The following is a 12,769-nucleotide window of genomic DNA, read 5'->3' on the forward strand; positions in this document are numbered from 1 at the left end:
TGAGGCGATGAATATTCCTTCTTCAACCTCCAATACCCTACTGCCTATTTCCTCGATCAGTCCCTCGACGGCGCAGCCCCCCGGCACAATCCTCGAAACCATCGTGCGGCACAAGCGACAGGAAGTGATGCATCTACAGCGACAGCAATCGCTTGCAGCCATTCAGCGATGGGCAGCAGCGACTCCTCCCAGCCACGACTTTTGTGCTGCGTTGCGTCAGCATCCTAAACCGAGTCTCATTGCAGAAGTCAAAAAAGCGTCGCCGAGCCGAGGCGTGATACGAACCGACTTCAATCCGGTGGCAATCGCGGCGGCCTATGAGCAAGGTGGTGCTGCCTGCCTGTCGGTGCTGACAGACGCTGCCTTCTTTCAGGGTAGCTTCAGGAATCTGTGGCGAGTGCGACAGCACATTGCACTACCGCTGCTATGTAAGGAGTTCATCATTGATCCTTACCAGATTTATCTAGCGCGAGTTGCGAGAGCAGATGCAGTGCTGCTGATTGCGGCACTGCTCGATGATGATCGTCTGCAGGAGTTTGTGTCATTGGCGAGCAATCTAGGGATGCAAGCTCTGATCGAGGTTCACACTTTGGAGGAGCTTGATCGTGTACTCTCCTTGCAGCAACTGACCCTAATCGGCATCAATAATCGCGATCTAGCCCGCTTCACCGTAGATGTTGGCATGACTGAACGGCTGTTGGCTGCCCGAGCAAACCAGATTAAAGCTGCAGATATTCTGGTCGTAAGTGAATCAGGACTACAAACCTCCGAAGATTTGCGGCGAGTTGCCGCTGCGGGAGCAGAAGCGGTCCTGATTGGTGAGTCCCTAGTCAAACAACCCGACATTAAAGCGGCTGTCCGAACCCTGCTGCACGGAGCCCATCAGGTTGCCTAATCGTACGCCTGTTCACATCCGACCAGATCGCTGCTGACTGTTGAATTGTTTATGGAGAGCCGATTTGATGAACACGATCACCAATCGATTTGCCCAATTGCGAGCGCAGCGACAGTGTGCGCTGATTCCCTTCATTACAGCAGGAGATCCCAATTTAGCCACGACCCAAGCGGCTATCCAACGATTAGATCGCAGCGGTGCTGACCTGATCGAGCTGGGCGTTCCCTATACCGATCCGTTAGCAGACGGCTCCGTCATCCAAGCAGCTGCTACTCGCGCCTTACGGCGAGGGGTATATCTGGATGCAGTGCTGGATGTGGTGCGCGCTGTCAGTTCCGATATTCAGGCTCCCATTATTCTCTTTACCTACTACAACCTTATCCTTAATCGTGGTGTGCAACCTTTCCTGCAAGCGATCGCGACTGCTGGCGCCAAGGGACTCGTAGTACCCGACCTGCCCATAGAAGAAGCTGAAGGATTAATAGAAGCGGCTAAGGTGTTGGACGTGGACGTTACCGTGATTCTGTTAGTGGCTCCAACCAGTTCGCACATCCGCCTTCGCACGATCGCTCAAAAATCTCAGGGATTTATTTACCTGGTCAGCGTTACCGGGGTCACTGGAGTACGCAGTCAGCTACAGACAGGACTCCAATCGCTACTAGCAGAAATGCACACCTTCACCGACAAACCCATTGGCGTCGGCTTTGGCATTTCTCAACCCGATCAAGCTCGACAACTACAGGCATGGGGGGCGGATGCGGTAATTGTTGGCAGCGCTTTTGTACAGCGTCTTGCAGACAGCTCTCCTAAAACCGGACTGCAGGCAATCGAGCAGCTCTGTCAAGATCTCAAACAAGCCATTTCTGCCACTGCAGTCTCCATGTCCTAGCTTTCCCCTATTTAAACGATTCACCAGGTGCTCCCTAAACCCCTTAGCTCTTGACTCTAGGATGTGCTGAGTTTTTAGGCCATTCAAAATTCTTCGAAATTCGAATTCAAAACTCAAAACTGTTACCCTCCTTCTTCCGCCATCACCAGAGAGGTATTTCCTATGGTCAGCACCCCCAACGGAACAATAACCGCACCGTCCCTTGCCCGACCTAACGTTGCAGGGCGATTTGGTGAATTCGGCGGGCAGTATGTGCCTGAGACTCTGATGCCAGCCCTTAGCGAGTTAGCGGCAGCCTTTCACGAAGCTTATCCCCATCCAGACTTTCAGCGGACGCTACAGCAGCTATTGAAAGACTACGTTGGACGACCGAATCCCCTCTATTTTGCCGAGCGTCTTACAGCCCACTATGCACGACCTAACGGAACAGGACCCCAGATTTATCTCAAACGCGAAGACTTAAACCATACGGGCGCTCACAAAATCAATAACGCGCTGGGGCAGGTGCTACTGGCTCAGCGCATGGGGAAACGACGCATCATTGCCGAAACTGGAGCCGGGCAGCATGGGGTGGCAACAGCGACGGTATGCGCTCGCTTTGGCCTACAATGTGTGATTTATATGGGCGTTCACGATATGCAACGGCAGGCGCTCAACGTCTTTCGGATGCGGCTGATGGGAGCTGAAGTGGTGCCAGTCGAGGCAGGTACTGGCACCCTCAAAGAGGCTACCTCAGAAGCCATTCGTGACTGGGTAACGAATATTGAGACAACCCATTACATTCTGGGTTCGGTAGCTGGTCCCCATCCTTATCCCATGATTGTGCGGGATTTTCATGCCGTGATTGGTCAGGAAACTCGGCGTCAGTGCCAGGAAAAGTGGGGAGGCTTGCCCAATATCTTGCTGGCCTGTGTTGGCGGCGGGTCCAACGCTATGGGCCTGTTTCACGCGTTTGTGGAAGAGCCCTCGGTACGGCTAATGGGGATAGAAGCGGCGGGACAAGGCGTTTTGTCCGGCAAGCATGCAGCGACTCTGACACAAGGCCGAATTGGGGTGCTGCATGGTGCGATGAGCTACCTGTTGCAGGATGAGCATGGTCAGGTGCTAGAGGCTCATTCCATCAGTGCCGGGCTGGACTATCCTGGCGTGGGTCCAGAGCACAGCTATTTCAAGCAGAGTGGACGAGGCGAATACGACAGCGTCACAGATGAGGAAGCTCTCGCTGGACTGCAGCGGTTGTCTCGTCTTGAGGGCATCATTCCGGCACTAGAAACAGCTCACGCGATCGCCTATCTTGAAACGCTCTGTCCGCAGCTCAGCGGCAATCCTCGCATTGTGATCAACTGCTCTGGACGTGGCGATAAAGATGTCCAAACCGTGGCGAATGCGCTGCAAGCCACTGAGTTTTCAAGTCTCTAAATGTTTGATCGCGGTAGCACGCGATCGCTTTTCCCTGCCCCCTTACTTACCGATGACCATGATGACAACCTCTCTCCAATCTATGCCTCAACCTGCCATCAGTCTCCAGACCTGGCAGGAGATCCTGCACCGCTTGTTAGAGCATCGCTCTTTATCGGTAGAGCAGGCCGCTAGTTTAATGCAAGGCTGGCTGCAGGAAACTATCTCGCCTGCTCTTTCTGGCGCAATTTTGACTGCAATTCAAGCGAAGGGCGTGTCTGCGAGCGAACTGGTGGGAATGGTGCAGGTGCTGCAAGAGCGAGCCGTGCAGAGTCACCCTCGCGTAGATACCCATCCCGTTGTTGACACCTGTGGTACGGGCGGTGATGGCGCTTCGACCTTCAACATTTCAACGGCGGTGGCTTTTGTGGTAGCCGCGGCTGGCGTCAAAGTTGCCAAGCACGGTAACCGCTCCGTCAGCAGCAAGGCGGGTTCAGCCGACGTATTGGAGGCTCTGCGCATTGATTTAGGCGCTAGCCATCAAAGAGTGGAAGCCGCTTTGGATGAAGTTGGCATCACCTTTTTGTTTGCACCTGGTTGGCATCCTGCCTTCAAAGCGGTGGCTCCTATCCGTAAAACGCTAGGCATTCGGACCATTTTCAACGTACTCGGACCGCTGCTGAATCCTCTAGGGCCCACAGGACAGGTAATTGGAGTGTCCGATCCGGCCCTGGTTGAGCCTGTAGCTGAAGCGATTGCCCGCTCTAGTGACCGTCATGGGGTGGTGGTATACGGACGAGAGCACTTGGATGAGGCTGGCTTAGCAGACCTGTCTGATGTGGCGATCGTGAATGATAACCAGATTGATGTAACCACTGTCAATCCTGATCATCTGGGGTTAGCAGCCGCTCCTACTGCAGCCCTTCGAGGCGGCGACATCCGCACTAATGCAGACATTCTCAAAGCTGTTTTACAGGGTCGAGGCACTCAGGCACAGCAAGATGTGGTGGCCCTCAATGCAGCGATGGCACTGTACGTCGGAGAGGCGATCGCCGGGGTCACTGTTCATGAGGCGTTTGAGAAAGGAATTCAGGTCGCTTACTCAATTCTGAGGAGTGGTGCAGCTTGGCAAAAACTAGAACAGCTTGCTCAGTTTTTGGCATAAACGTACAGAGGACATTGTCAACTTGAATGCTGTGGTGCCCTTTGTCGGTGTCTGTCAGGGGTAAGCCGATGCCGGTCAGTTACAAATATCACCGATTTCCCATTGCGATCATTAGTCACTGCGTCTGGCTTTACTACACCTTTTCCCCTCAGCTACCGCGATATCGAAAAGATGACGCTTTATCGCGGCATTGAGGTGACCTACGAGTCGATCCGCAAGTGGTGCAAAAAGTTTGCTCAAGTCTATGCGAACCAGGTCCGTCGCCGTCGCCCCAAATCGAGAGATAAATGGCATCTCGATGAAGTCGTGATCACGATTAAGGGCCAGCAGTATTACTTGTGGCGAGCTGTAGACGCGGACAGTCAGGTCATCGACAAAGATACTTACTCCACCACCCCCAGCACCGTAATCTTGATCCGCGCTAGCTGACTCCTCAACCTGGCCCATTCCCTGTAAGTCAGCGATATCACCATGCCTAGGGACAACTTCCAGTCGGTCCAGGGCATGGTGATATCGGTGGAGGGCAGTTTCAACAGCCATAGCAGACCTCAGGCACAGGCTGGTCTCTGCCACGAGCCAGGTGGTGACAACGCTGGTGAGAAGGGCTCGGCAGGGGTTAAAACACATCGTCAGGAAAGCTGGGAGGTACAAACCACTCTCCTAACTCTACATCTTGTTTTCGGGGTGAATTGGCTGTCTGAGCAACCTGCATGATCGTCATTCTCGCGGCGGCGGGAATCCAGTTGCCAGGTGTCTTCGCCCGAAAAATATTTGCCGACTGCGTAGACCTCTACCTGGATTCCGGGTGGCGCTGCGCTTGCCCCGGAATGACGAAAAGCTTTTCCGTTGTGCATGAATTACCACCATCAACCTTACAGCGTTGCCTGGTTACTTAACTCAGCCTCGCCAGAGCAAGGCTTCGTCACAGAGTCACGCTCAAATCAGGAGTCTGACCCTCTCTTAGCGTCACCAGAGCTCAAATGTATCCCGCCATCCTAAGCCTCATCACCGATGGCAGGTTCGTTCACCGCATCTGATCCGTCGGGACGTATCACCTCGATATGATGCCAAACCGCCGTAATCTGTATTAAACACATTCCCGGCCAGGGATACTCCGACCGGGAATGCCTAGAGAGATAGCGATGATCTGGCTCAGCTCTAAACGTATTCCAGCTAAATACTCGTCCCAGGGCTGACTAAATAACCTAGATTAGGCTACTTGCTTAGATGGAATACTCTAAGAGGCCAAGGCAACCTCTACCATCTCCCGTAGCTGGCCATTCTGGTACAGCTCGATCATGATGTCAGAGCCGCCTAGAAATTCGCCGTTGACATACACTTGGGGAATGGTGGGCCAGTTGGAGTATTCCTTGATGCCTTGACGGATGTCATTATCAGACAGCACGTCAAAGGTCTCGTAGGGAGCCCCCAGCATGTTCAGAATCTGGACAACGTTGTTCGAGAAACCACACTGGGGCATCAGTTTATTGCCCTTCATAAAAACAAAAATCTTACTGGAGTTGATGAGACTTTCGATCCGATCTTGGGTTTCTGAAGTCATGGTCTTATCTCAATGACAGGCAACGACAGTTACGACCCCTGGGCTACCGTTTCCCAGGTGGTTGGCGTGTAGGTCTTTAGGGCCAAGGCATGAATGGCCTCAGAGGACATGGCCTCCTGGACGGCCCGATACACCATTTGGTGCTGCTGCACCAGGGAGCGTCCTTCAAACTCAGAGGACACAACAATGACTTGATAATGATCACCACCGCCGGTCAAGTCCTCGATTTGAACCTGAGCATCCGGCAGACCGGCTTTGATCATCGTGGCCACTTGATCGGGGCTAATCATAGATGGTTCTGAGATGGGCTGGGCAACTCAATGGGACTGCACAGGAGTTAGTTTAACGAACTGGGCAGCCGGTTGGGGGATGGCATCAGCGAGAGCCAGAGACACTGGCACTACTACGGGAAAAAGGCTCTTCCACAAAGCCCAACTCATATAGCTGCTGATAGGCTTGCTGGCCTAACTCTCGGGTGGGTTGCTGGCTACGTAGAATCGACATCAACAGAGGCACGGCCTGAGCCGGTTGATTCTGAGTGCGATAGATCAACGCCAAGCGATAGGTGGCCTGATCCCGTTGGCGCACTGCTTCTAGAGCTTGGTCCCGTAGGGAGGCGTTCAGGTCGTCGTTGATCCCCACAAACATCGCCGCCAGATCTTGATAGAAGGTGGAGATCTGGTTCAAGGTCTCGCGGGCTTGCTGCAAGGTTTCGATGGCCTGGGGATAATTCTGAGCAGCGATGGCACTGCTGGACTCGTCTAGCATTTGCGCCGCCGCCGCCAAAGAGAGGTCGCCGGTTTCGCTGACGCTAGCGGTCTCATCGGCAGTTGTTTCAGCTGGCTCGGCCTCATTGTTGCCAAGGCTAAAGGGCTGGCTCACAAACCCCAATTCATACAACTGCTGATAGGCCCGCTGCCCCAAGGGACGGGTCGGCTGTTGGCTGCGTAGCACCTCCATGAATAAGGGAATGGCCTGCTCTGGGGCCTGCTCGGCTCGATGGAGCACTGCCAACTCAAAGGTGGCCTGGTCCCGCTTTTGAGCGGTCTCTAGAGCCTTGGCCCGATTGCTTTCATAGAGGCGAGTATCGATGCCGGTGAAGAGGCTGGACAGTTCTTGGTAATTACCGGAGAGTTGGTTGAACATACTCCGGGCCTGCTGTAATTTTTCCTTGGCCTGCTGGCGATTGCCCTGGGACATAGCTTGTTGAGCCTGGCTCAATAGCGCATCGGCAGCGGCAATGCTGAGGGCACTGGAAGACTGATTTAGGGGGCGTAGTTGATTGAGCTCTTCCGTCGGGGTGGGCTCGGCTGGCACCTGGGCGAGGGCTTCCCCTGCCACCATCACCAAGGAAGCTGTAAGCGCTGTGGCTGCCGCCAAGAGGCGACTGCGATTTGAAGACAGGCGAATACCAGCCATGGCAGTCAGTAAGTAAATATAATTCGAGTACACATTCTAGCATCGCTTGACGAGTCGCCTGATCAGCTTTTCGAACTCCACCCAGACAAACAGCAGGGTGCTAAAGCCAAAGCAGACGGCCAGTTCGGTGGGGCTGAGCAGTTGCGTGCCAAAGAAGTCACGCAGGGGCTCAACGTAAACCAGCATCAGCTGTAGCACGGTGGTCAAGATCACGGCCCCGAGCACGAAAGGATTGGAAAACAGGGAGAGCTGAGCGGTGAATTGGATGTCGGAGCGCACGGCGATGGCATGGCCCATCTGGGCCAGGCAAAGGGTAGTAAATACCATGGTCTTCCAACGAGCCGGGTCGCCAGGGTGGGTGAGGGCATGGTTATAGGACCAGTACATCAGGCTGACAGCGATGACCGTAAAGACTAAACCGATGCGGATCATATAGGCCCCGAGTCCGCGGGCAAAGATGCTCTCTTTGGGGTCATGGGGAGGGCGCTGCATCACGGTGGAATCAGAGGGTTCCACGGCCAGGGCTAGGGCCGGAAAGCCGTCGGTGACCAAATTCATCCAGAGAATCTGCAACGGTGTTAGGGGCACATCGAGGATGGGCAACAACATCGGAGAAGCGGCGATGGTGAGCACTTCCCCGATGTTGGAGCCCAGAATGTATTTCACAAACCGGCGAATATTGTTGTAGACCACTCGCCCCTCTTCGGTGGCGGCGACGATGGTGGCAAAGTTGTCATCCAGCAGCACCATGTCGCTGGCCTCTTTGCTGACATCGGTGCCAGCCATGCCCATGGCGATGCCGATATCAGATTGCTTCAGGGCGGGGGCATCGTTGACCCCATCGCCGGTCATCGCTACCACTTGGTGCTGTTTTTGCAAGGCCTGTACGATCCGTAACTTATGCTCGGGGGACACCCGAGCATAGACGCTAACATTGGCGACGGCCCCTTCTAGATCGGGCTGACTCAGCTTTTCTAGCTCGGTACCACTCAGCACTTGACCGTTATCGGAGATGAAGCCTAGGTCTTCGGCCAGGGCTTTGGCCGTGAGTTGATGATCGCCGGTAATCATCATGGGGCGAATGCCGGCTTGCAGGCAGCGTTGCACGGCATCGGCTACCTCCGGGCGGGGGGCATCGATCATGCCCACTAGCCCCAACCAAATCAAGGCTTGCTCTGCAGTATCGGCGGTGTCGTCAGCGGGACATGTCTGCAAGGGGCGATAGGCAAACCCCAAGACCCGCATGCCGCAGCTGGCCATCTTGGCGTTGCTGTCTAAAATTTGGCCGTACTGTGCTTTAGAGAGGGGCTGCACTGAGTCGGCGATCTGCACTTGGCTACAACGGCCCAAGAGGAGTTCTGGCGAGCCCTTGGCAAATAAGCAGTAGGGAGCGTCTCCCCAGGTGATGGCGACCTCTCTGGAAGAGGCCGCCGCCTGCACCACGACACTCATGCGTTTGCGCTCTGAGGAGAAGGGAAATTCAGCGACCCGGGGAAGCTGCCGGTTTAGGTGGCCGTGGCTCAGAGCGGCTTTGCTGGCCAAGACAATTAAGGCCCCTTCGGTGGGGTCTCCTAGGATGCTCCATTCCCCGTGCTCTTTCTGTAAGATGGCATCGTTGCACAGCATGCAATCTAGCAGCAGCAGGGCCAAATCGGGCTGCTCCAGGGGATTGAGGGTTTGCTCTCGCTCTAGGAAGTCTCCCTCGGGGGTGTAGCCATGGCCGGTGGTGACGCAGGTGTGGTTCAGGGTCTGCAGGGTCTGTACCACCATTTTGTTTTGGGTCAGGGTGCCAGTCTTGTCGGAGCAGATGGTGGTAACGGAGCCCAGGGTCTCGACGGCGGGCAGGCGACGAATCAGGGCATGGCGACGCACCATGCGTTGGGTGCCAATGGCTAGGGTGACGGTAATCACCGCCGGCAAGCCCTCTGGCACCACGGCCACAGCCATACTGAGAGACACCTCGAGCAGGGATTCGAAGGCACCCCAGCCTGCCTGCACCACGCCACCAATGACGACGATGGCTACCAGAATCAAGGAGCCACTGACTAGGGTATTGCCCAGCTGGTCCATGCGCTGCTGCAGGGGGGTGGGCTCACTCTCGACCCCCTGAATCATGGCAGCGATGCGCCCCAGCTCCGTGGCCATGCCAGTGCGGGTGATCAGAACAGTTCCCCGGCCCTGCACCACTTCTGTGCCCTGAAACACTAGATTGGTGCGATCGCCTAGGGTGGCATCCGCGGCCAACACCTCTTGGGCGCGTTTGGTGACGGCGTGGGCTTCGCCAGTGAGAGCCGACTCCCGAATTTGTAAGTTAACGGATTCTAATAGGCGCCCGTCGGCGGCCACCTGCACCCCTGCCTCTAGCAAGGTGATGTCGCCAGGGACGAGGTCTTGGGCCGGCACATCCTGGAGACGGCCGTCTCGCATGACGCGCACATTCGGCGAAGACAGTTGTTTCAGGGCAGCGAGGGCCTTTTCGGCTCGGCTTTCTTGGAAGTAGCCCAGCACACCGTTGAGGACGACGATGGCAAAAAATTGCGATCGCATCTTTAGGCACCTCCCCCTGGCGCAGGGCCAAGACCCCAGAAATCACTGCCACGGCGATCAGCATCAACAACATGATGTTGCTGAACTGATCGATTAAGATACGCCAGTTATTGCGCCCGGCAGTTTCTTCGAGTTGATTCGCCCCATAGATCTGGCGGCGCTGCAGCACCTCTTGGGCGCTGAGACCATCGCTGCGATTACTCTTGAGTTGGGCCAGGGCCTCATCCGGAGTTAGGGTGTGCCATGAATATCCCTTTGCTGTCGTCCTGTCATCCATGGGTGAGACCACTCGCCACCTGTCAACATAACGATCCCATGGTATAGCGGTAACTTCAGGATGTCGCCGTCACAGGGAATGAGATTTAAGAGATTGCCCCGTTGACCGAAACCCTCGACAAAATTTGAATTTTGAATTTTGAACTTCGAAGTCTGACCGTCCAATGCCAGCTCTCTCCCTACACCACCTGTTGGCGCAAGAAGGTGTCTAAGGCTGCTGCCACCTTTTCCGGCCAGTCTTCCTGGGCGTAGTGGCCCACCTGGTCCAGCTTCGTGATCTGGCCGTGGCTCAACTGATTGGCCACCGTGACGGCTGTCTTCACGGGTAGCCAAGGATCTTCGAGGCCCCAGAGCAGGAGGGTGGGCACCTGCCAATGCTGGAATCCGGTCTCGATTTCGGCGGTGACCTGGGGGAGCTGCAACCGTCGCACCATCGTCATCAGGGCTCGACCAGCCTCAGAACTGGTCAAGAAGGGCCGGCGATAGACATCCAAGTCGGCATCATCCACCTGGTAAGGGCCGCCCCCCTCCAGGGTGCGATCCACCAACAACGGATCCTGGGTAATCATCTCTCCCAGCAGCGGTAACCCCATCTGACGCAGCTTCCAGGGTAGTCTCGCCTGCGCCGTCAGCGGGGCATTGATCACCACCAACCGTTCGATATGCTCTGGATGGCGCAAGGCGTACTGCACCCCCACACTGCCTAAAAATCCCTGTGCTACCAGATAAAAACGGCTCAATCCCAGGGCTTCAGTCAGCGCCTCTAGAGCCTGTAAAAAGGCCTCTGGGGTGTAGGCAAACTCTCGCCGATTCGGCTTACTAGAGAAGCCATGGCCAATCCAGTCAGGGGCAATCGCCCGGAACCCTGCTCTGCCAAAGTTGGCATCACCCTGCGCCAACTATAACTCTGGGTCACCAGGCCATGGAGCAACAATACCGGCGCCTTACCTTGATCATTACGGGGGGTGGTCTGACGATAGAACCACTGCAGGGAGCCCACATCGATACGGTGTTCCTCGAAGGCCATGGCCGCTTCCTAGCACTTCCTAGCGTTGTCTAACGATTAGTGGCCTGAGCTTACCGCCGTTGGGGACCTTAATGCAAGCATTAACCCCTAGCCGCGAGCGTCACTGCCCACGAGATGCGAGCCAGAGGTGGCTCCCGATACGTAGTGGCTGAGGATTTGCTCATAGGTGTAGCCCTGCTGGGACAGATTATATGGGGCCCCCCATTGACTGAGGCCGATACCGTGGCCAAAGCCCCGCCCTGAATCTGCACCATATTTCCTTGCACGGTCATGGAAAACAGAGTACTGCGTAGATTCAAGGCCTGCGCACCTCATTTGCCACTGAGCAGGCGTGTGCCCTCGCTGCCCTGCAACCGTAGGGTGACGACCCGGCCCCGGGGGAGTCGTGCGCTGGGGTACTGCCCGCCACCAAGCTGCCAATGCCGGGAATCCGCCGTTCGAACTCTGCCATGGACAAGGTTTCAACCCACTCGTAGACGGGAGCACCGGCGTCATAGTCTTTAACACTGCGCAGGTAGGGTACTGGCCGCTGCCAGACATCTTCGACGTTTTCGGTGTAGCCACCCGAGGAAGAGTGAAAGACGGCTTCAATGATCTGACCGTTGTAGGTCAACACCTGTCCTTGGGTAGCATCTACCGCAGCCCGGGTGCTGCGAGCTTCCGACTCTAGGCCCCGATAGACCTGGGATGCCGTCGTGCTGGCCACATCGTAGGGCCGCTGCCCGGCCCGATTGCGGTGGTAAAGGGCATAGGACCGGGCGGCGACGGCTTGAGCCTCTAGGGCTGCCGCCGGCCAGCTGCTGGGCATTTCCCCCCCTAACACGCTGTAGAGGTAATGTTCTAAATCGACATAGTTAATGGCGGTGAGTCCACCGCCATTGGCCATTACCAGCACTCGGCCCCGATACCAGCGATGGCCGACGAAGACGTAGTCACCATCGCCAGGGTCGAGCCACAGGGCCGTCCCCTGCCAGTTGCCTAGGCTCACCTGGGCTCCTTGGGGGGCGGCGGTGAGGGCCTGATTGCCGGGCACCCGCCCCAGGGTCTGGCCGTTGCGATCGCGAACCACCGCTGCTCCAGAACTGCCGACAGTGAGCCGCTGACTGCCGCGACTGAGGATGACCCGCAGGTCGACCCCAGCCCAAGCGGCCACGGCCAACAGAGACCAGACTAGGGCCGTGCCGCCCCCCAGCCACAGCCCCTGCCAACACCGCTGAAACAACCGCCGACACATTACACTGGAATAACTCATGGGCCTAAGGGGGAGCGAGGACAGTGAACGCAGCTAAGGCAACCGCCATAGATATTGCAATTGCCGGCCAGATATAGCGAAAGGCAGAAGGAAAAAGGCAGAGGGTAGAATCAGGGTGCTTGCTAGGCAAAGAATTCACTGATTTGGCATGTCCTAACCTGGCTGACGACAGCGATAACTTCTGGAGCTGACGCTGTGCTCATTGTCTTCAGGACATCTCTGGTAGAGTCTTTTCGAGAAAACACCTAAACAATCTGAGTCAATGGAACAACTCAATGGAACAACCAAACCTTGTCCAGTTGTCCACCAGGTTGGCCCCCTCTGTCAAGGCTTAAGGGTC

At 56.0% G+C, this 12,769-nt stretch carries 9 protein-coding genes and 3 pseudogenes; 6 read left to right on the forward strand and 6 right to left on the reverse strand.

Going from position 1 to position 12,769, the window contains the following annotated elements:
- Nucleotides 1-7 precede the first annotated feature (7 nt).
- The 5 genes and pseudogenes from trpC to XM38_RS12295 all read left to right on the forward strand — a co-directional run.
- A complete protein-coding gene (trpC, locus tag XM38_RS12275; RefSeq protein ID WP_088429998.1) occupies nt 8-895 on the forward strand; it encodes an indole-3-glycerol phosphate synthase TrpC in 888 nt (295 codons plus the stop codon).
- A 67-nt stretch (nt 896-962) separates the two neighbouring features.
- A complete protein-coding gene (trpA, locus tag XM38_RS12280) occupies nt 963-1,784 on the forward strand; it encodes a tryptophan synthase subunit alpha (RefSeq protein ID WP_080812974.1) in 822 nt (273 codons plus the stop codon).
- A 162-nt stretch (nt 1,785-1,946) separates the two neighbouring features.
- Entirely contained in the window at nt 1,947-3,203 is a 1,257-nt protein-coding gene (trpB, locus tag XM38_RS12285) for a tryptophan synthase subunit beta (protein ID WP_080812976.1), read from the forward strand.
- 52 nt (nt 3,204-3,255) lie between these two features.
- Nucleotides 3,256-4,347 (forward strand): anthranilate phosphoribosyltransferase, encoded by a 1,092-nt coding sequence (gene trpD / locus XM38_RS12290; protein ID WP_088431663.1) that lies wholly within the window; start codon nt 3,256-3,258, stop codon nt 4,345-4,347.
- Between the two features lie 68 nt (nt 4,348-4,415).
- Nucleotides 4,416-4,722, forward strand: a pseudogene (locus XM38_RS12295) (IS6 family transposase); the annotation flags it as partial.
- An 862-nt stretch (nt 4,723-5,584) separates the two neighbouring features.
- On the opposite strand, the gene grxD reads toward XM38_RS12295, so the two are convergent.
- From grxD to XM38_RS12320, 5 genes and pseudogenes are all read right to left on the reverse strand, one after another.
- Nucleotides 5,585-5,908: a Grx4 family monothiol glutaredoxin gene (grxD, locus tag XM38_RS12300; protein ID WP_080812980.1), complete on the reverse strand. Its 324-nt coding sequence runs from the start codon at nt 5,906-5,908 to the stop codon at nt 5,585-5,587.
- 29 nt (nt 5,909-5,937) lie between these two features.
- Entirely contained in the window at nt 5,938-6,198 is a 261-nt protein-coding gene (locus XM38_RS12305; RefSeq protein ID WP_088430000.1) for a BolA family protein, read from the reverse strand.
- An 85-nt stretch (nt 6,199-6,283) separates the two neighbouring features.
- Nucleotides 6,284-7,327: a hypothetical protein gene (locus XM38_RS25985; RefSeq protein ID WP_187329391.1), complete on the reverse strand. Its 1,044-nt coding sequence runs from the start codon at nt 7,325-7,327 to the stop codon at nt 6,284-6,286.
- A gap of 36 nt (nt 7,328-7,363) precedes the next feature.
- A pseudogene (locus XM38_RS12315) lies at nt 7,364-10,151 on the reverse strand (cation-translocating P-type ATPase).
- A 178-nt stretch (nt 10,152-10,329) separates the two neighbouring features.
- A pseudogene (locus tag XM38_RS12320) lies at nt 10,330-11,066 on the reverse strand (alpha/beta fold hydrolase).
- 6 nt (nt 11,067-11,072) lie between these two features.
- Here XM38_RS12320 and XM38_RS27000 point away from each other — a divergent pair.
- Nucleotides 11,073-11,210 carry a hypothetical protein gene (locus XM38_RS27000; RefSeq protein ID WP_225889508.1) on the forward strand — a complete coding sequence of 46 codons (138 nt, stop codon included), beginning with the start codon at nt 11,073-11,075 and terminating at the stop codon, nt 11,208-11,210.
- A gap of 262 nt (nt 11,211-11,472) precedes the next feature.
- Here XM38_RS27000 and XM38_RS12325 read toward each other — a convergent pair whose 3' ends face one another.
- Nucleotides 11,473-12,429 (reverse strand): SpoIID/LytB domain-containing protein, encoded by a 957-nt coding sequence (locus tag XM38_RS12325; protein ID WP_202978883.1) that lies wholly within the window; start codon nt 12,427-12,429, stop codon nt 11,473-11,475.
- Nucleotides 12,430-12,769: the final 340 nt, after the last annotated feature.

It is taken from the genome of Halomicronema hongdechloris C2206, from assembly GCF_002075285.3.
GTDB classification, from domain to species: Bacteria; Cyanobacteriota; Cyanobacteriia; order Phormidesmidales; family Phormidesmidaceae; genus Halomicronema_B; species Halomicronema_B hongdechloris.

Bases quoted from the DNA above. Each gene is read 5' to 3' on its own strand.
- trpC (WP_088429998.1), top strand. From the start codon at position 8: ATGAATATTCCTTCTTCAACCTCCAATACCCTACTGCCTATTTCCTCG.
- trpA (WP_080812974.1), top strand. From the start codon at position 963: ATGAACACGATCACCAATCGATTTGCCCAATTGCGAGCGCAGCGACAG.
- trpB (WP_080812976.1), top strand. From the start codon at position 1,947: ATGGTCAGCACCCCCAACGGAACAATAACCGCACCGTCCCTTGCCCGA.
- trpD (WP_088431663.1), top strand. From the start codon at position 3,256: ATGACCATGATGACAACCTCTCTCCAATCTATGCCTCAACCTGCCATC.
- grxD (WP_080812980.1), bottom strand. From the start codon at position 5,908: ATGACTTCAGAAACCCAAGATCGGATCGAAAGTCTCATCAACTCCAGT.
- XM38_RS12305 (WP_088430000.1), bottom strand. From the start codon at position 6,198: ATGATTAGCCCCGATCAAGTGGCCACGATGATCAAAGCCGGTCTGCCG.
- XM38_RS25985 (WP_187329391.1), bottom strand. From the start codon at position 7,327: ATGGCTGGTATTCGCCTGTCTTCAAATCGCAGTCGCCTCTTGGCGGCA.
- XM38_RS27000 (WP_225889508.1), top strand. From the start codon at position 11,073: ATGGAGCAACAATACCGGCGCCTTACCTTGATCATTACGGGGGGTGGT.
- XM38_RS12325 (WP_202978883.1), bottom strand. From the start codon at position 12,429: ATGAGTTATTCCAGTGTAATGTGTCGGCGGTTGTTTCAGCGGTGTTGG.